This window comes from Bacteroides pyogenes (genome assembly GCF_014196225.1).
Classification (GTDB): domain Bacteria; phylum Bacteroidota; class Bacteroidia; order Bacteroidales; family Bacteroidaceae; genus Bacteroides; species Bacteroides pyogenes_A.
Map to the genome: position 1 here is coordinate 63087 of NZ_JACIDI010000010.1, position 20089 is coordinate 83175.

The 20089-nt window shown below is 47.2% G+C and carries 11 protein-coding genes; 2 read left to right on the forward strand and 9 right to left on the reverse strand.

What is annotated here, in order from left to right; genetic code table 11:
• Window positions 1-2: 2 nt before the first annotated feature.
• Window positions 3-776 (reverse strand): peroxide stress protein YaaA, encoded by a 774-nt coding sequence (gene yaaA, locus GGR07_RS08350; protein ID WP_021645293.1) that lies wholly within the window; start codon window positions 774-776, stop codon window positions 3-5.
• 128 nt (window positions 777-904) lie between these two features.
• Here yaaA and GGR07_RS08355 point away from each other — a divergent pair, with 128 nt between their 5' ends.
• A complete protein-coding gene (locus GGR07_RS08355; protein WP_122056486.1) occupies window positions 905-2911 on the forward strand; it encodes a family 20 glycosylhydrolase in 2007 nt (668 codons plus the stop codon).
• A gap of 411 nt (window positions 2912-3322) precedes the next feature.
• Here GGR07_RS08355 and carB read toward each other — a convergent pair whose 3' ends face one another.
• A complete protein-coding gene (gene carB, locus GGR07_RS08360; RefSeq protein ID WP_021645295.1) occupies window positions 3323-6544 on the reverse strand; it encodes a carbamoyl-phosphate synthase (glutamine-hydrolyzing) large subunit in 3222 nt (1073 codons plus the stop codon).
• A gap of 346 nt (window positions 6545-6890) precedes the next feature.
• On the opposite strand from carB, the gene trpS reads away from it, so the two are divergent.
• Complete coding sequence (gene trpS, locus GGR07_RS08365) at window positions 6891-7988, forward strand: tryptophan--tRNA ligase (RefSeq protein ID WP_021645298.1); 1098 nt, start codon at window positions 6891-6893, stop codon at window positions 7986-7988.
• A gap of 443 nt (window positions 7989-8431) precedes the next feature.
• Here trpS and GGR07_RS08370 read toward each other — a convergent pair whose 3' ends face one another.
• Genes GGR07_RS08370 through GGR07_RS08400 form a run of 7 tightly spaced genes read right to left on the reverse strand, consistent with a single transcriptional unit; the run spans window position 8432 to window position 20051 of the window.
• Window positions 8432-12274 (reverse strand): TIM-barrel domain-containing protein, encoded by a 3843-nt coding sequence (locus GGR07_RS08370; RefSeq protein ID WP_395955339.1) that lies wholly within the window; start codon window positions 12272-12274, stop codon window positions 8432-8434.
• 43 nt (window positions 12275-12317) lie between these two features.
• Window positions 12318-14222, reverse strand: a complete 1905-nt coding sequence (gene mutL / locus GGR07_RS08375) for a DNA mismatch repair endonuclease MutL (RefSeq protein ID WP_021645300.1) — start codon at window positions 14220-14222, stop codon at window positions 12318-12320.
• Window positions 14223-14231: 9 nt separating this feature from the next.
• Entirely contained in the window at window positions 14232-14534 is a 303-nt protein-coding gene (locus tag GGR07_RS08380) for a hypothetical protein (protein WP_021645301.1), read from the reverse strand.
• Window positions 14535-14537: 3 nt separating this feature from the next.
• On the reverse strand, window positions 14538-16190 hold the full coding sequence (locus GGR07_RS08385; protein WP_021645302.1) for an OstA-like protein: 1653 nt from the start codon (window positions 16188-16190) through the stop codon (window positions 14538-14540).
• 21 nt (window positions 16191-16211) lie between these two features.
• Complete coding sequence (locus GGR07_RS08390; RefSeq protein WP_021645303.1) at window positions 16212-17594, reverse strand: peptidylprolyl isomerase; 1383 nt, start codon at window positions 17592-17594, stop codon at window positions 16212-16214.
• Window positions 17595-17603: 9 nt separating this feature from the next.
• Entirely contained in the window at window positions 17604-18449 is an 846-nt protein-coding gene (locus GGR07_RS08395) for a hypothetical protein (protein ID WP_034543347.1), read from the reverse strand.
• Window positions 18450-18506: 57 nt separating this feature from the next.
• Window positions 18507-20051 carry a peptidylprolyl isomerase gene (locus GGR07_RS08400; protein WP_021645305.1) on the reverse strand — a complete coding sequence of 515 codons (1545 nt, stop codon included), beginning with the start codon at window positions 20049-20051 and terminating at the stop codon, window positions 18507-18509.
• Between the last annotated feature and the right edge of the window lie 38 nt (window positions 20052-20089).

Genomic DNA, 20089 nt, shown 5'->3' on the forward strand with positions numbered 1-20089 from the left:
CTTCATCCTCCATATCCATTAGTAAATACAAATTCTCGCTCCGACGACAAACGTTCATTATATTCAAAGCCCTCCCAGACGAAACGTTTCAATTCTTCGGGCGATTCAATCCGGTTCTTTAAGATGTAGCGGGCCATTTCACCCCTCGACATTTTGGTATACACCACTACAGTAGCCAACTTGCCGTTTTTCCAGACATGAAACTCGGGAGTGACGACACGCACTTCGCTTTCTACGCGCTTCCAGTCGAACAAGCCTCGCATCTCGTCGCTCGCCAGATTGCAGAGCACCCCTCCCACCCGCTTGATGTCGTCGATAAACACATCAGTCAGACGCTCCCGCCAATAGGCAAACAACGTCCGATTGCCCAACTCAGGCAACACTGCGTCCCCCTCCAACCGGTAAAGCCTGATAGCATCCAGCGGACGAAGCAATCCGTAGCAGAAAGAAGTCAGCCGCAAATGCTCTTGCACATATTCGAAATCATCCGCCGAGAAATCTCTCGGATTCAACCTTTTGAAAACAATCCCCGTATATGCCAGCAAGGCAGGAAGTTCGCGCACTCCCTCGGCATGAAACTGTTGATAACGTTTGTAATTTTCGACAGCAATTTTGGCATTCACCCGCAACAACCGCTCCAGCTCTTGCACGGAAAGCTGCGACATCTGCAGGGCGACTGCGGCAGCCTCTTTCCGAAAGCGGGGCGTGGTGATGAAAGGAGTCTTTTGCTTCGAAGCATCGCTCATCGTTTTGGCGCAAGATAATAGTATCAGCATGATTGGCTATGTTTAAAAAGTTTGAATAGCAAAAATAAGCTAATAATTTCAGCTTCAAATGGCAAGTACCGGAATTATGCCTATTTTAGCCGCTTAATTAATAACAAATAACATTATTCGTTGATTACATGAAAAACCGAAAAACTATTACCAAAGCTTTTATTCTGAGCGTATTTCTCAGCTTTACCGGCAGCCTCGCCTGTGCTGCTGTCAACCCGAAACCTTTTGCCGTCCCCGAACTGAAAGAATGGAAAGGCGGAAAAGGAATATTTACCCCTGCGCCCGAAATGCGTATTGTAGTATCCGGAAAATCATCGGCAGAACTCCTGCGCATCGCTCGCATGCTTTCAGAAGATTACGGGACTATGTTCGGCGTCAAGCCCGGCGTTGATGAAGGGAAAGCCCGTCCCGGAGATATTCTCCTCACACTGACTTCCGACAAGCAGTTGGGCGAAGAGGGTTACCGGATGAAAATAACCGACCGCGTGACTATTTCGGCACCCACCGCACAAGGTGTCTACTGGGGAACCCGCACTTTGCTGCAACTTTCTGAACAAACGGACAATCGGGAACTGCCGCAGGGAGAGATAAGAGACTTTCCCGACTACCGGATGCGTGGTTTCATGATCGACTGCGGACGGAAGTTCATCCCCATGAGCTATCTGAAAGATCTTGTAAAGGTGATGGCGTATTATAAAATGAATACTTTGCAGGTGCACCTGAACGACAACGGATTCAAGCAGTTTTTCAACAACGACTGGGCAAAGACATACGCAGCTTTCCGCCTCGAGTCGGAAACTTATCCGGGACTGACTGCCCGTGACGGTTCATACTCGAAAGCCGAGTTCAAAGAGTTCCAGCACGAAGCGGCGGCGCAATTCGTAGAAATCATTCCCGAAATCGACGTACCCGCCCATTCGCTGGCCTTCACTCACTACAAACCGGAAATCGGAAGCAAGGAATACGGGATGGATCACTTGGATATTTTCAACCCTGAGACATTCAAGTTCGTCGACGGGCTGTTCAAGGAGTATTTATCGGGGCCCGAACCCGTGTTCACAGGCAAGCGTGTACACATCGGAACTGACGAATATTCGAATGCCAAGAAAGAAGTGGTGGAGCAGTTCCGTGCATTCACCGACCACTACATCCGTTATGTGGAAAGTTTCGGCAAGCAAGCGGTGGTTTGGGGAGCGCTCACACATGCCAAAGGAGATACGCCCGTAAAATCGGAAAATGTAGTAATGGGTGCATGGTATAACGGATATGCCGATCCGAGAGAGATGATAAAACAAGGCTACCAGCTTATCAGTATACCCGACGGAATGGTTTACATCGTACCGATGGCAGGATATTATCAGGACTACCTCAACGAAGCCTATCTGTATAAGGAATGGACTCCCGCACGCATCGGCAAAGAGGTGTTCGAAGAAAAAGATCCGAATATTCTGGGCGGCATGTTTGCTGTATGGAATGACCATGCAGGCAATGGAGTATCAGTGAAAGATATTCACCATCGTGTGTTCCCCGCCTTGCAAACTCTCTCGGTGAAGATGTGGACCGGCGCAAAGACCGGCTTGCCCTTCGAAGCGTACGGTGACAAACGACACCTATTGAGCGAAGCTCCGGGAGTAAACCAGTTGGCACGCATCGGTACAGAAAGAAGTTTGGTGTACGAACAGTCTGCCGTTGCTCCGGAAAGCCGGTCGCCATATCCGGAGATAGGCTACAATTACACCGTCAGCTTCGACATTGAAGGGATGGCAGAGCAACCGAGCGCAGAGTTGTTCCGTTCTGAAAATGCCGTATTCTATCTCTCCGACCCCATTCGTGGAATGATGGGATTTGCACGTGACGGTTATCTGGACACGTTTGCCTATAAAGTGAACCCGGGAGAAAAAGCGAACATCCGCATTGAAGGTACCAATAAGGGAGTGACGCTGTTTGTCGACGGAAAGGTGAAAGAGAAGATGGAAGTGGAGAAACGCATTTTCAACGGAGGCAAAGATGCAATGTATTATCTGCCCACACTGGTTTTCCCATTGCAGAAAGCGGGCAGTTTCAACAGTAAAATCAGCAACCTGAAAGTATACAACTACTGCATCGGAAACACTGAAAAGCAAACGGATAAGTAAGGAAGCCGGCATTCATCGACAATCGCCGAAGGCAGTTATCACGCAGGACTTTCTTCATAAAGACTTCGTATAGCAGCTTCGCGGTTAAATAGAGAATGCAACAAAGCTTCTCAGAAGAGAAAACCCGGAAGCCTTTGTCCCTGTCTAAAAGAGAAAATCAGAATCGCATAGAGTAAACTCTTTTTAAAACAACAACCCCCTTGTTTAGCTTTACATGGATTGCAGGTTAAGGCTAAAACAAGGGGATTGTTATATTTCAATCTGCCAAATCACAAGTAAGGCTGTCTCATGTTTCAACTCTGAGACAGCCTACCGATTTTGTGAAAGGAACGTTCAGCACCACTCTTATATTATAAGGAGACTTCCCAAACAGTTCCTTTATGCTCTTTTTTATTGTTCTTGTTTTCCTGACTACTTATACTCTTGCCAGCTCTTAATCTGGATATCCTCCTGCTTCAGTTCACAGAAAGCTTCGATAAAGGCACTCGCCAGACGAGCGTTCGTAATCAGCGGAATGTTATGGTCGATTGCTCCGCGGCGGATACGGTAACCGTTGGTCAGCTCGCGCTTCGTATGATTCTTCGGGATATTGACAATCAAATCAAATTTATGGTCGGCTATCATCTTCATCACATTGTTTTCCGCTCCCGCTTTCTCATCAGGCCAATAAACCGGTGTAGTATCTACGCCGTGGGCATTCAGGAAAGCGGCCGTTCCTGCAGTTCCGTAAATCCGGTAACCTTTGGCGGCAAGCATACGGCTGGCATCGAGCAGATCGACTTTCGACTTCACCGCACCGGAAGAAAACATCACCGCCTTTTCGGGAATGGTGAATCCGGTAGCAATCATGGCATTGAGCAACGCTTCCGAAAAGTCGTCGCCGATACATCCCACCTCGCCGGTAGAAGACATGTCTACACCCAGCACAGGATCGGCATTGTGCAGACGGGAGAAAGAGAACTGAGAAGCTTTCACTCCGATCCAGTCGATATCGAATGCCGATTTATCCGGACGAGTGTAAGGAGCGTCAAGCATGATTCGCGTAGCCGTTTCGATGAAATTGCGCTTCAGTACTTTCGACACAAACGGAAAACTGCGAGAAGCACGCAGGTTGCATTCTATCACCTTCACCTCGTTGTTGCGGGCAAGAAACTGAATATTGAACGGCCCCGAGATATTCAGTTCTTTCGCTATCTGACGGCTGATTTTCTTGATGCGACGGGCAGTGGCGAAGTAAATCTTCTGCGCAGGGAACACCAGCGTGGCATCACCGGAGTGTACGCCGGCAAACTCTACGTGTTCGGAGATGGCATATTCTACCACCTCACCGTTCTGCGCCACGGCGTCGAACTCAATCTCTTTCGTATTTTCGAGGAATTGCGAAACCACCACCGGGTATTCTTTCGACACTTCGGCAGCCATCTTCAAGAAGTTCTCCAATTCTTCGTCATCGTAGCAGACGTTCATCGCCGCACCCGAAAGCACATAAGAAGGGCGAACCAGAACAGGATATCCTACCTTGTCAACAAAATCTTTCACATCTTCGAGGCTGGTAAGCTCCTGCCATGCCGGCTGATCGATACCGAGCTGATCGAGCATCGCCGAGAATTTGTTGCGGTTTTCGGCACGGTCGATAGAGAGTGGAGAAGTTCCGAGCACCGGCACAGACTGGCGATACAGCTTCATGGCAAGATTGTTCGGAATCTGTCCGCCCACAGAAACAATTACCCCACGGGGCTGCTCAAGGTCGATTACATCGAGCACACGTTCGAAAGAAAGCTCGTCGAAATAGAGCCGGTCGCACATATCATAGTCGGTAGATACGGTTTCCGGATTATAGTTGATCATGATCGACTTATAGCCCAGTTTACGTGCGGTTTGCACGGCATTCACCGAACACCAGTCAAACTCAACGGAGCTACCGATGCGGTAAGCGCCGGAACCCAGCACGACTACCGATTTCTCATTTTTATAATAATTCACGTCATACCCTTCCACCGCATACGTCATATACAAATAGTTGGTCAGTTCGGGATGTTCCGAAGCTACGGTGTTGATGCGTTTCACTGCAGGAAGCACACCCAACGCTTTACGATGCGCGCGCACCATCAGGTTTTCCTTTTCCATATTCGTTGCCGGATTCAGCACGAAGCGGGCAATCTGGAAGTCGGAGAAGCCGAGCACCTTAGCCTGACGCATCACGTCAGCCGGTATGTCTTCCACTTTGTTGTAGGCAGACAGCTTCTCTTTATAGTCTACAATGTTTTTCAGCTTGCCGAGGAACCAGGGATCGATCTTCGTCAGCTCGTGGATACGCTCGATAGTATATCCCTCTTCCAACGCCTGCGCCAGAGCGAAAATACGCAAGTCGGTAGGGCATGAAAGCTCTTTCTCCAAATCATCGAAACGCACTCCGTTATTACCTACGAAGCCGTGCATTCCCTGTCCGATCATGCGCAAACCTTTCTGGATGATTTCTTCAAACGAACGTCCGATAGACATGATCTCGCCTACCGACTTCATGCTGGAGCCGATTTCGCGCGATACTCCGGCAAACTTTGTCAAGTCCCAGCGCGGAATTTTGCAAATATAATAATCGAGTTGCGGAGCCACATAAGCAGAATTCGGCGTTCCCATCTCGCCGATCTGATCGAGCGTGTATCCGAGAGCCACCTTGGCGGCGACAAAAGCCAGCGGATATCCGGTAGCCTTCGAAGCCAACGCCGAAGAACGGCTCAGGCGGGCGTTCACTTCAATCACACGATAGTCATCGGTTTCGGAATTGAACGCATACTGAATGTTACATTCGCCTACAATACCCAGATGCCGGATACATTTGGTAGACAATTCCTGAAGCATCTTCAGCTCCTTGTCGTCGAGCGAACAGGTGGGGGCTACCACTATCGACTCTCCGGTATGGATGCCGAGCGGATCGAAATTCTCCATGCTCGCCACCGTGAAGCAATGGTCGTTAGCATCGCGGATGACTTCGAACTCTATCTCTTTCCATCCTTTCAACGACTCTTCCACCAATATCTGTTTCGAAAAAGCAAAAGCGCTTTCCGCCAGTTTGACAAACTCCTCCTTGTCGCGGCAGATACCGCTACCCAGTCCGCCAAGCGCATAAGCCGAACGAACCATCACGGGAAATCCGATACGCTCGGCAGCTTCAATGGCATCTTTCATATTCTCTACCGCTTGGCTGACAGGAGTCTTCATGCCTATTTCATCCAGCTTTTTCACAAACAAGTCGCGGTCTTCGGTATACATAATGGCTTCTACCGAGGTTCCCAACACTTTCACTCCATACTTGTCGAGAACGCCTTTGGTGTAGAGTTCGGCACCGCAATTCAGGGCCGTTTGCCCACCAAACGCCAACAGGATGCCGTCCGGACGCTCTTTCTTTATAATTTCTTCTACGAAATAAGTAGTCACGGGAAGGAAATAAACTTTATCGGCAATCCCCTCCGAAGTCTGAATGGTGGCGATATTCGGATTGACCAATACCGAACTGATACCTTCTTCTTTCAACGCCTTGAGCGCTTGCGAGCCGGAGTAGTCGAACTCACCGGCCTGTCCGATTTTAAGAGCCCCGGAACCTAACACGAGGACTTTCTTCATTTCCTTTTCCATCTTTTTTTGTTATAAATATGTTTTATACCTAAGGTACATATAAAAAAAATGCGTTACCCTTAAAGAAGGACTAACGCATTACCAAAGAACTTACATATCGTTTTTTCAGAAAAAAAGAAGAAGCTTGCCGTATCCGGATAAAAATCGTCCGAATGGAGGTAATACTTACTTCTGACTTCCTGTTGATTCATTCTCAGTTTTTCTTATTCGGCGCAAAGTAACGACTTTTTCCGCACATAGCAAAAAGAAAGCCTTTCTTTTTCGCAAAATGAAGTAAGACAGTTTTGGCGCTTCTTTCACTTTTTATGTCTATCTTTGCGGTTCAATTATATAATAAGGTAATAAAATGAAGAAAGAAAAAATCATATTGACAGGCGACCGCCCTACCGGACGACTTCATATCGGGCACTACGTGGGTTCGCTGAAAGGAAGAGTGGAGCTGCAGAATGCCGACGACTACAGCAAGATGTTTGTTTTCATTGCCGACTCACAAGCATTGACCGACAATATCGACAATCCGGAGAAGGTGCGTCAGAATGTGATTGAAGTAGCCCTCGACTATCTTGCCTGCGGATTGGATCCGGAGAAGGCTACTATTTTCATCCAATCGCAGATTCCCGAACTGTGCGAACTCACCTTTTATTACATGGATCTCGTCAGCGTGTCGCGCCTGCAACGCAACCCGACAGTGAAGACCGAGATACAGATGCGCAACTTCGAAGCCAGCATCCCCGTAGGATTCTTTACGTATCCCATCAGTCAGGCGGCCGACATCACGGCTTTCCGCGCAACAACCGTGCCCGTGGGGGAAGATCAGGAACCGATGCTCGAACAAGCACGCGAGATTGTTCGCCGCTTCAACCATATCTATGGTGAAACATTGGTAGAGCCTGAAATACTGCTGCCTCAAAATGCCGCGTGCCTGCGTTTGCCGGGGACCGATGGCAAAGCGAAGATGAGCAAATCGCTGGGCAACTGCATCTACCTGTCGGATACGGCAGACGAGGTGCAAAAGAAAGTGATGAGTATGTACACCGATCCGGGACACATTCGCGTGCAAGACCCGGGCAAGATCGAAGGAAACACGGTCTTCACTTATCTCGACGCTTTCAGCCGCCCCGAACATTTCGAGCGTTACCTGCCCGATTATCCGAATCTGGCGGAGTTAAAAGCCCACTACCAGCGCGGCGGCTTGGGAGACGTAAAAGTGAAACGGTTCCTGAACGCCATCATGCAAGAGACTTTAGAGCCCATCCGCAACCGCCGGAAGGAGTTTGAAAAAGACATTCCCGCCATTTACGAGATGCTGCGAAAAGGATGCGAAGTGGCGAGAGCCGCTGCCGCCGACACATTATCGGACGTAAAGAAAGCAATGAAGATCAATTACTTCGACGACAAAGAACTGATAGAAGAACAGGCGAGAAGATTCGCGGCAAACCAATAAGATGGGATCTTTCCAAAGCCAGAATAGGGATAATCGACAACCTTTAAAAAATATCGAAAAAAGACTGTCTTCTTAAATGGTTTTGCGGGGCTGCCCAAAAATCGGACAGCCCCATAAATAGCTTTTGGATATATTACTTGTAAATTATAGTATTGTCCGAACTACTCAATATGCAGGAATATCCCGAAGTATATCTGCCAGATCTTTGAAGTAGTCTCCATCATATTCATGTACATGGATCAGGAAGTAGTTCATCCATTTTTATATGACTTTTAAGCAGTGGGATCTCCAGAGAGAATCCCCTTTGCCTTAGCCTTGTATATAATAAATGAGAGCTAAGACAAAGGGAATTTTGTTTCGACCGGCAAATGATATATGAGACTGCCCCATTAACTATTCCGAGACACCATCGGAACCGCTGCTGCTTATCCGGCTATCCTTCTTCAGAAAGCAGAAATACCCAGCCGACGGTCTACCAGCATGCCGTCTGTCGGCTTCCACTCGGCACGCACACGCTTCTTCGCCTTGAACTTCAGGACAAAAAGTTCCACACTTCCCTCGAGCGTCTCCTGCATTCCCAAGTTAACAAAGGTCGGATAGAGGGCCTTCATGCCATTGGTATGCAGCCGGTCGTAAGTTAAATTCTCCATGGCTTTCATCTGCAACGGTTCCACACCTACAAACTCATATTCTTCCTGATCGTAAGGCAGGGCAAAGCTGAGCGCGTTGACTGCTTTCAGATCGATCCCCTTCACACGCACCTCTACCATTTCACCCGCTTGGTATACCTGTTTAGCTGTGCTGACGGAAAGCGTTCCACCAACTTTCTCCTCAGGCTGCGGTTTCACGCCCCCGTTGAGTAAAGTGGCCACCACCGAAATGTCATACGCATCGATCAGCCCGTTCTTGTTGATGTCTCCGTTGCTGATGTATCCTTCGAAATCAGAGTCACCACGACGCAGACCGGTGTAGTTCATGTACGATGTCAGATCGTTCTCGTCAATCTTCCCGTCGTTGTTGATGTCGCCGGGCAAGTAGCTCTCCGTACCGGGCACCTTAAACACATAGAGTTCGCGACCGGAACCGTAATTGCCCACAGCTTCCGTAACCGAGAGCCTGATATAACGTGCCGACGGGCGGGCGGCAAATACAAACTCTTTCGTGTCTCCATTGCGCTTCCATTCAAACGTTCCTGCATCCGTCCATTTGTCTTTATCCATGCTGTAAGCCACCGAGCCTTTGAGTAAGGTTCCGTTTCCGGCGTCCACGCGAGGCAAATACCAGAACTTATCCAACAGATTTACCGTCACCAGATCAACAATCAATTCGAACGGCAGAGCTTTTGTGCCGTACTTCGTATGCCAGAGGTCGCCCGATTCGGCAAAATCGAAGAAGCGGTTCACACCGAATCCCGCCTGATTCTCTACGCTCGTCTCACCTTTGATACCTCGAATGGCAAACTCCAACGGATTGTTTCGGGTCTTTGCCGCCAGCGGCGTCCATGCCGACACCCCGTCTTTGTTGACAGCACGTATGTTAAACAAGTAATTCGTTTCCGGCTTCAGATCTTCGAACAGAAGTTCCGTGTCGCGTATCGTCGTATACAACATACCATTCGCCTCTATCTCATAGAAATCAGCATTTTCCACCTTCTCCCAAATGGGTTTCAACGTATAGGCTCCTGTATTCTCTTCGGTCATCCGCACCAAAGGATCCGCCAAGCTCCCGCTTGCATGCAGGTTACGGTCGGCAGGTTCGAAACGGAATCCCTCCACCGTCAGTTCCTGTGTGACAACCGTTACATCGCTCTTTGCCAGCCTGACGAGCAGTTGCGGATTCTTTACGATTGTTTGCTTGGCAAAGTCGCTGTTTTCTGTGGCAAATCGGTTCAGATTGGGAGCGGCATCATAGAAATACACATTCTCCCCCCGACGGAGATCTTCCACCGTCTTCGTTTCAGTGAGCTTCACACGTTTTCCGTTCACCTTTGCGCGCAGAGTTTTCGGTTTTTCAGTCACGTTGATGCGAAGTTCCGTTGTCTTTTCCTTTACAAATCCCTCAAAGTCTCCTTGAGCGGGATGAATCGTAATATGCACACGCCCCCTCGCATCTACATCCGATTGCAGACGGGTGGTGACATGCTTGCCATACCGATAGGCTTCGGTCGTTCCGTCGTCATCATACTCCGTCATCTCCGAATGGCGATAAGGATACAACTCGTAGATACGCACTGAACGGTCTATCTCGTGCACGTTATTGTTCGGATTTGTCATCGGGATGATGGCTCCGTTTCTTACAAACACGGGAAGTTTCCAAAGAGGTGCTTCCACATTGTTCAAGATACGGTTTCCTTCGTACGTATCGCCTGTGAAGTAGTCTACCCACGAGCCCTCGGGCAAATAAATGCCGTTGCGGACATCGTTTCCTGCCTTGTCTGTCTTAGTCGCCTGAAAGATAGGCGCAACCAGAAAGTCGGGACCGTACATATATTGGTAACGGGTGGCAGTGCCGTGCGTATAATCGTTCGGATAGTCGAGGAACATAGCACGGATAAGCGGCTTACCGTCTACCGCCTCTTTGGCGTAAGTATAAGCATAGGGCAGCAACTCCGATTTCAACTTCAGATACATGCGGTTGATCGAAGTGGCGGGTTCGCCGAGGGCATGCGGATATTTCTCATTCGCTCCCCATCCGTCCATATTGAGCTGCATGGGCGTGAACGTTTTCCACTGGAAGTCGCGGATGTTCACCACCGGATTCTTTCCGCCGAAAATACCGTCCATGTCCGAAGATATATTAGGTTGACCCGAGAGCCCCGAACCGATATAGGTAGGAATATGGAAGCGGATATATTCCCATACACCTCCTGTCTGATCTCCGGACCAGATGGTAGCATAACGCTGCGTTCCCGCCCAGCCGTCGAGCGAAATGATGAAAGGACGAGCCTCGTTGCCATAGTAAGGCATGATATGAGCCACATCCGCCACACCGTTCAGGCCGAACGAATAGCCGGCTCCCACCCATGCCACGTCTGTTTTCAACACACGTACGCCCGCATCGCGCACCTCTTTCACAATGTCGCGCTGCAACAACGGGCTGATGCCTGCTTTCGGATGCAAATCCGACTGTGTCCAAAGCCCGATCTCCACTCCGTTCTTACGGGCATAATCACCCAGACTCCTGAGGTTAGCAATATTTCCGTCGAGAGTTTCCGTCTGTCCGTAACCGGCTCCGTATCCATCATTGGGCAACAGCCAACCCAAAGGCATGTCGTGCTTCTTATAACGGTCGATCACCGCCCGGGCAGAAAACTGATAATTGCCTTTCTCTCCATTGAGTGATTCTTTGATACCACCGTTATCTTTCTGACTCTCTTTGTATCGTTTCCCGTCTTCGAATAGAATACCTTTCTCGTCTTCTTTCCAGAAATCGCGGTTATAAGCGTTCAAGTGTCCTTCGTAAAAGCCGAATTTCGGAATGAGCACGGGATTTCCGGTCAGTTGATAGAAATCGTTCAGCAAAGGCACCGCTCCGTCGTTCACCATATAAAACAGATCGAGATACGGAGATTCATGCGAAAGTCTTACCACACCCGGAGTCTCCGCTCCAAAATCGTAACGTCCTTTCTTAAACGTATAAAACATCACCCCATAACCATTGGTCGACCAGTAGAAAGGGGTTGGCGAAGCTACTCCCCCGTCCGTCCAGCTGTTCTGGTTCTCAATGGAGATGGCTTTTCCTTTGTGTGAGAAACGTCCGTTCTGTACACCTCCTCCATAGAAATATTCACCGGGATGCTCTTTCAGCGTCACGGTCACACTTCCTTCTTCGATGGAGACAGGAACGGTCTCTTCCACCACCGGCCTGTTTGTACGCAAATCGGTTATCTTCATCAACGAAGTTTCTTTGTCTATTTCCACACGAATACGCTGTGTAGCGAGCGTGATCGTACCGACGCTTTCCGACAGGTCAAGACGTGACACCGGACGACGCGGTTCATCGACCAAGATCTGCGCCTCGGGAATGGCTTGCGGATCACGAATAATCCCTCCGGCATCATCTCTGAACATGCGGAAGATGTTTTCACCATAGAAGTCAATCGTCATTCTCCGCCCGCCGGAAAAGATTATTTCGGCAGTCGTCGAGTTCAGCCTCCGCACTCCCGAAACTTTAAACATTTGTTTTTTGTCTATAGAGCTATCCGCTTTTTGTGCGGCCTGCACAGGGAAAAAAGGGAGGGCTGCTACTAAAGAAAACGCAAAAAATAGATTTTTGTACCGCCCTATTACGGCCTGTCATGCTTTTCATGTCTTTTTGTGTTATAATGTTCTACTTAAATAATCGTTCGATATCTTCTTCCTTGATGGTAGTAAGCACAATTTTCCCATCCGGAGTATAATTGGGCGAAGGACAAGCAAACAGGCTGTCGACCAAAGTTCTCATCTCTTCGTTGCTCAACACCTGCCCGTAAACAATTGCCGCTGCGCGTGCCAACGTCAAAGCCAAAATACTTTGCACTTCCTCTTTCACATCACTGCCTTTCTCCATGGCTGTATGAAGCATGCTGCGCACCAACTCCACCGGATTCAATCCTTCAATTCCGGCAGGTACACCGTTGATAGCATAGCTACCGCCTCCCAGATTGCTCAAATCGAATCCCACAGCCGACAAATCGTCGATGATACCTTCCAACACTGCCGCTTCTGAAGCAGGCAATTGCAACATCTCCGGAAAAAGAACCCCTTGGGAAACTCCCTGCTTACGGCTGATTTGTGCCATATAACGATCGAAAAGCACACGAACATGCGCCCGATGCTGGTCGATCAGCATTAGTCCCGATTTCACAGCGATCAGAACAAACCTACCTTTAAACTGTAAATGCTGATTCCCTTTCTCCGTCATCGGCTCATTGGTATACAGAGAAGCCGAAACCGATGAAGCGGCAGAAACAGCCTGTATTCCGAGCTGTTCCATCGTCCCTTCTCCTACCGAAGGCTCTTCCCATTCCGAATCCGGTTCAGGTTGTAATTCATTCATTCTGCTGGCTTTGGTCAGCCCTCCGTACAAATCTTCCCAATCTACTTTGGAACGACTATAAGAGCCTTCTCCGAATCCCGGGCTTGAAGACTTAAAAGGATTAAAGTCCGAATCGTAGTGTACCTTCGGAGGTTCCGGCGGTAAACTTTGTTCAAACACAGGAATGTCAGGCATGTCTTCCGTATCGAAATCGATGGAAGGAATCGCACTGAATTTACCCAACGACTCTTTTACTGCCGCTGAAAGAATCTGCCAGATAGCCTGTTCGTTTTCAAATTTTATTTCAGTTTTTGTAGGATGGATGTTCACATCGATATTCGCAGGGTCGACTTCAAAGTAAATGAAGTAAGAGATCTGTTCGCCAGAAGGAATCAATTGGTCGTACGCTTCCATCACTGCCCTGTGGAAATAAGGATGGCGCATGTATCGGCCATTGACGAAAAAGTACTGATGCGCTCCTTTCTTACGAGCGGATTCAGGCTTTGCCACATATCCTGAAATCTTAATCAGGGTAGTCTCCACCTCTACGTTCAACAATTGCTGGTTCAGCTTTTTACCGAACACAGACAAGATACGCTGCCTCAAAGAGGAAACCGGAAGATTAAATAGTTCGGAATCGTTGCTGTAAAGCGAAAAAGCGACCTCCGGATGTACCAGAGCAATCCGCTCAAACTCCGCCAGGATATTACTCAGCTCCGTAGAGTTCGCTTTCAGGAATTTGCGACGGGCAGGCACATTAAAGAACAGGTTTTTCACCGAGAAGTTACTCCCTTTCGCACACGAAACAGCCTCCTGAATCTCCACTTTCGAACCGGCAATCACCAACCTGGTACCCAATTCTTCAGACTCCGGACGGGTCTTCAGCTCCACCTGAGCCACAGCGGCAATAGAAGCCAGCGCTTCGCCGCGAAACCCCATCGTACGCAAAGCAAACAAATCTGCCGCCTCTTTTATTTTGGAAGTGGCATGACGCTCGAAAGACAAGCGGGCATCGGTTTCAGACATACCTTTCCCGTCGTCGATTACCTGAATCCCGGTCTTACCCGCATCGGTCACCAGCACATGTATATTTTGGGCATCTGCATCGATGGCGTTTTCCACCAACTCCTTAATCACAGATGCCGGACGTTGTATCACCTCACCGGCAGCAATCTGATTGGCAACCGAATCAGGCAATAAATGTATGATATCACTCATAATAAAAAGCTAAAAAGACCAGCTCCCTGTCTGTAGATAATGCCACAGATACAAGAGCAAGGCAATGATAATCAATATGATTCCAAGAGAAACAGGTTTACGCCCGCTCTCCTTCCTCCGCTTCAGGTGTGTAGTTCCCTCTACAAATTTACCGCGAATGTCTTCCGGTTTAATTTCTTTTTCAGGAAGCATTCCCAAATCCCGCTTAGCCTTTTCCTCCATTTCGGCAAGCTTTTCCTTCCGCTCATCCACGTAGATATACTTGTGGTTGAATCTACGGGGTTTCCTCATCGAGTTGAAAAACATTCCCATATTTTACTTCATATTAATTAAATTCCGTTTATCCGTCTTCGGCCTCCGCTCTGTCGTAGACTTCAGAGTTTCTCCGGCACGTTTTCCCCGCCAATTGAAAATATCTTCCTTGTTCAGCGGGCGCACATAGTCGAACCAGGCAAAGGCAGGCAGCCGCAACTTATCCTCCGGTATCTGGTCTAACGGATACATCACTCCGTTCGACTTTCCAATCATTTTCGCCTGCTGCATCTTTCTATCTTTCATATAGATATGAAGCAGACTCCCTTCTCCCGAATTGAAGCCAACCATCGTACTGTCTTTTTCTTCGGGATAAAAGCCGATCAGTACATTTCCGATTACCTCCACTCGGCGCATGTCCCTGTTCTCAAAATAGGCTTTCATCTCTTTCCCAGACACTTGGTTGTAATGAACAGAGTCTTTCATTTCCACCGTGAACGCTTGATTGATGATATGCGCCCAGTCTATCGTACTGTCGTTCATATATATCTTAATCTCCTCGCCCAACAGCTGCTGATTCTCATTCCAAAGAATAGGATCGCGATACATGGTCAGGCAGGAGTCTTTGGAATTATACACCAAAGAATCGCAGACTCCCTGTATATCTGTGCGGTACATCCGTACTTTATGAAATGCTTTCATCAAGCGATACAACGAGTCGGTATTCAAATGATAAGAAACCATCATGAGCGTATCCGCATGCATATAAAGACTGTCTCCCTGAGAATAATCGATAGCTACCGCACGCCTCGTTGCAAAGGCCGAATCCGTAAGCTCATTGTAAAAGCAATAATCTCCGGTCAGCATGCTTTTATTGACAGTGTCGTTCATCTGCACTCGGTCGAATGCCTCACCATATCCCAGTTTCCGGTCGTAAAAAAGACTGTCTCCACTCAATTTCCTTCCCTGATTCGTAAGCACAGAGCGATCGAGCAGCTCCGCCTGTTCCGTAGCGGTATTATAAAACCCTCGCTCCGAATAAATGTGATTATCTTCGTTCACTATGTCCGAAGGTCCCAAGATAGTGGCTATTTTCGAAACCGTATTATATTTCAGCGTATCGGAAGTCAATATAAATTTAGGATTGACCAGTTTTACATCATGGTTGAATACGGCGATCTTGGTAGACGGGCTGTATTCTCCCCAATCCGAAGTCAACACATTCTCCTCGTCCATCAGACTTCCACCTTCGAAATAATAACCGAGATTGTATAGCCGGTCGTAATTGAGGCTGTCCGTCAACAAGGTGGTATTCCGGTTGACCAGCTTCACATTCTCACGAAGTTGGGCAATCTGCGTGATTCCATCATAATAGAGATAATCTCCGTATAAAAACAGCGTATCGCCTTGTTCCATACGTACATTGCTGAAAGCCTCGACAGAATTGGTTTTCTCGAAGATCAGCGCACTGTCGCAATACATGTACATACTATCATGACGAAGCTTTACATTACCGATCAACAATTGTACATCCGGACGGGCAAGTTTGTCGGCCTGACCTTCATCGGCATGAAGCAGGTATACTTTGGTTTTCTTCTTTTCCGGTTTCTTATTAATGTCTTGTGCTGCAATGCATACGCCAAACAGGCATAGAAAGCCAATGAAGAGCCATCTATGCCTGTCGTGTTGTAATGTTTTCTTCTTTTTTCTCAGCATATAAAATCAAGCTGTTAAGGATCAGTCTCTTTTCATCCACCCCGGATACTTGAAATCGCACTTTTGCCAGTTCTCGTTAATACGCACATACGTACTTTTCTGTTTATTCAGAATCCACTTATGCAGTATTTCTTCTCTCCGCTTCTCCATAACAATCGCTTTCAGCTCCTGATAATCTTCTGCTATGGTCGCTTTATGACCGTTTATTTTCTCCTTCAGTTTTACAATCGCACAGACTTCTTTTCCGTCTTTCTCATTAATCATCGGAAAGGCCTTCGATACCTCTCCGACATTCATCCTGTCGACTACCTTCGCTATGTCCTGAGGTAAATCCTGCATTTCGAATCTGGAAGTAGTCACTCCCGTATTCATATTGGTATTCACCATAATGCCGTGATTATTTCTCGTATCCTTGTCATGTGAGATTACAGCAGCAGCCTCATCGAAAGTGAATTTGCTATTACGGATATCATCGGCTATTGAATCCAGACGGGCACAAGTTTCCGTTAATTCTTTTTCCGACACTTTCGGACGAAGCAGAATATGTCGGGTATTCACACGGTCGCCTCTCTTTTCTATCAATTGAATAATGTGATAACCGAATTCCGACTCCACAATCTTAGAAACTTTTTGAGGATCTTGCAAACTAAAAGCCACATTCGCATAAGCCGGGTCCATCATACCGCGTCCCATAAATCCGGTTTCACCACCTTTCAAAGCAGATCCCTTATCTTCGGAATACAAACGTGCCAAGGTAGAGAAATCAATCTCACCTTTCATCACACGATCAGTATAATCGCGTAATCTTCTTTTTACTTCTTCAATCTCCGAAACCGGGATTTTAGGCTGCAAAGTGATAATCTGCACCTCTACCTGAGTAGGAATGTAAGGAATACTGTCTTGAGGAAGATCTTTAAAAAAACGGCGAACTTCAGCAGGAGTCACTTTGACATCACCCACGAGCTTCTGTTGCATTCTTTGCACAGTGAGCCCGTCACGTGCATTCTCACGCAACATTTCCCGAATCTGTGTACTTGTCTTATTGAAATACTCTTCCACTTTTTCTCTCGAACCGATCTCCTGAATATACCAATTTGTCATCTGATCTACCTGACGGATAACATCTCCTTCAGAAACTTCGATACTGTCCAACTTCGCCTGATGCAAAAACAACTTCTGCACGGCAATCTCCTCAGGGATGATGCAATACGGATCGCCATTAAATCTGCGCCCTTTATATAAAGCGTCCAGACGCACCTCTTCCACATCGGATTTCAAAATGGCTTCGTCGCCTACTACCCAAACGACCTCATCAATCACATTGTCCTGCGCATAAGCCGTGCTACCGGCTACCGAAGCAAAAACAAAGGCTACAACGAATCTAAAGTTCAGAAACTTCTTCATTTTTCGTATTTAATAATTATATATAATTCTCTTTTTATCTACGGCCTGCCGATACAAATCGTCCTTCATCCGCTCCATAAACTCCGCCTGCTTCTGATTAACCAGCAAATCCTTTATATCCGCACGGGCTTGTTCATACGGTTTTTCCTCACCTGCTGCGCGGTAATCGTTCACATCCAGAAAGTAAAAGTAGGCCGAATCTTTCAGCTCAATATGGCGGTTATTCTTCACAAAGCTCTCAGGATCTTCGGTTCTCAATGGAAGCATATTCAGTATATCTGCCAACGAAACCCATTTATCATAGAAGTACTCATACTTTACAGCATTCCGCAAACTGTATTTCTCCAGATGCTCCACCGCTTCCTGCTTCCGTGCCTTATACCACTGACGCACCTGATTCAACTGAGGAGAGGTCAACGGCACCTTGACAAACAAACCTTTGATGATCGGATATTCCAATTTGAACAAAGCCCTATTCTTTTCAAAGTAGTCTGCGATCTCTTGCTCCGGAATATCCTTTGTCAGCTTCTGGTGAATCAATTCCTGCTGATAAGCATGCACGACTAAAGCTTTCCGGTAATTTTCCACGAGTTTTTCCACTTCCATATCGGCCGGAATATTATCTTGTGCTTTTTCGTACAACAATACATCTTTCACCCAACCATGAACGTAGTGTTCGGTAAAAAGAATGCTATCGTCTCTTGATAAACCAACCGGAAGCACTGACATCAAATCTTCCTTGTACAGAAAATTCCCCTCCACTTCTACCAAAGGAGTTTTCCCTTTATGGTCGTATTGTTCTTTACACGCCATACAGCAAAAAAGGGTTACCAGCAGGAGAAGTGTCGTTCGCATTTTCAACCGTAATCTTCTTTGTTTCAGGATACGAAGATAATGTAATAATCGGTTACATCAGTCTTTATTAACTGTTTTTAAAACCTCTTGGTTAATTTCAACCTTAGCCGCAGTTCTCAGTTCCCGCTCCCATGATGCAAGAAGAAAAATACGGTAATCTTTCCGAACCGAATCTATTACTTCACGGTAATCGTCCGGCCCTTTTTTCTTCTCGCCCACAACTACAGTAAAAGGATGCGACGCGATAGAGGCAAAATCTCCTTTCCTGAAAACCAACTTGTCTACATATTTATTATCTCCTTCGGAAAAAGTTCCTTGCTCTATCTTTATCTGTTCCGTACCATTCGCATTAAAAGTCTGTTGAAGCAAGGCTGTCCACTCTTCAAATGGCGTTTTTTTCAATACTCTCTTTGCGCGTTTGGCTGTCCTTTTATCTGTGCAATGCAACACCGCCCCTTTATAGCGAGGAGCGTCCCACCGATAATGCGAAGAGTGGAATTTAAAATAAGTAGCCAGCCCTGCCCGATCATTCATTGCCGGTTCATCTATAACTCTGCGAGTTACTTCGCCGATCAGCAAGCTGTCGGCATATTCTTGCAAGACATAGCGCATTTCGGGATATTTCTCGGTCATTCGCCGTTTTTCATCATCCAGCAATGATTTGCAGATAAAACTTTGCAATTGGCGTTTGACAGACTGCGGACGGGAAGAAGCAAATTTCTGAAACATCCGACCGGTATAAGACCGACCATCGATAGCAAACAATTCCTTCTCTGTTTTTCCCTTTATCAGAAGTTCACCAATACCTTCCGGGTTCCGTACAAATCCATTTTCAGATTTCAATTCTTCAGCTCTCGACAGTATTCTTTCCTCCCCCTTTTGACTACGCATCAGACGCTCCACCAGCCAAGCATATACATCCTTATACTCCGGAGTTCCTTTCCGGTCGACAACTTTTACTAAATGAATTCCCTCAGGGGTAAAGAAAGGATGTGAAGTTTCTCCTTTATTTAAAGAAAAAGCCACCTTTTCGAATTCCGAAGTTTCTTGCAAACGCCCGATCCATCTTGTGCGTTTATCATCCGAAAATCGCTCCACTAAATTCTCAAATGCAATATTCGTATTCCTCTTTATTTGTTCGGCTATAGAATCCATGCGCACTTGTTCCATATGCAAATGACGGGATGTCGCGGCCTGAGGCAGATATTTACAAATCTGTATGACTTTTACTTGCTCGCTAAGAGCATGCTTCGTTATATTCCGATACATCTCATGTGTGCCGTCATCCAGAAAATTGCGCCCCAACAAATGGAATCCCAACAGACTCGCCCGGTACGATTCCCGTTGCTTACGAAAATCAAAAACAGTATCGATTCCTTGTGCTTCAGCAGCTTTGACTTTCAGCTGAGAAGCAATAAAAATATCTGCATACTCCTTGACCGACAATCTTACTCCTGCATGTGCGGAATAATGTTTAAAGCCATATTCGAACCGGGAACGGGTAAATTCCCGGCCATTGATGCGCATCAATACGGGATCATTCTGAGAAAAACAGGCTACTCCGAACAGGCAAACACACCCTAAAAGGAAAGCTCTTTTCATAACTCTGCTGTATTTGAAACAAAAACGGTGAACCACGA

What these genes read in the sequence shown, in the direction of transcription:
- carB (WP_021645295.1), bottom strand. Translation starts at nt 6,544, where the DNA reads ATGGAAAAGGAAATGAAGAAAGTCCTCGTGTTAGGTTCCGGGGCTCTT.
- GGR07_RS08355 (WP_122056486.1), top strand. Translation starts at nt 905, where the DNA reads ATGAAAAACCGAAAAACTATTACCAAAGCTTTTATTCTGAGCGTATTT.
- GGR07_RS08400 (WP_021645305.1), bottom strand. Translation starts at nt 20,051, where the DNA reads ATGAAAAGAGCTTTCCTTTTAGGGTGTGTTTGCCTGTTCGGAGTAGCC.
- GGR07_RS08395 (WP_034543347.1), bottom strand. Translation starts at nt 18,449, where the DNA reads ATGCGAACGACACTTCTCCTGCTGGTAACCCTTTTTTGCTGTATGGCG.
- GGR07_RS08380 (WP_021645301.1), bottom strand. Translation starts at nt 14,534, where the DNA reads ATGGGAATGTTTTTCAACTCGATGAGGAAACCCCGTAGATTCAACCAC.
- mutL (WP_021645300.1), bottom strand. Translation starts at nt 14,222, where the DNA reads ATGAGTGATATCATACATTTATTGCCTGATTCGGTTGCCAATCAGATT.
- yaaA (WP_021645293.1), bottom strand. Translation starts at nt 776, where the DNA reads ATGCTGATACTATTATCTTGCGCCAAAACGATGAGCGATGCTTCGAAG.
- GGR07_RS08390 (WP_021645303.1), bottom strand. Translation starts at nt 17,594, where the DNA reads ATGAAGAAGTTTCTGAACTTTAGATTCGTTGTAGCCTTTGTTTTTGCT.
- GGR07_RS08385 (WP_021645302.1), bottom strand. Translation starts at nt 16,190, where the DNA reads ATGCTGAGAAAAAAGAAGAAAACATTACAACACGACAGGCATAGATGG.
- trpS (WP_021645298.1), top strand. Translation starts at nt 6,891, where the DNA reads ATGAAGAAAGAAAAAATCATATTGACAGGCGACCGCCCTACCGGACGA.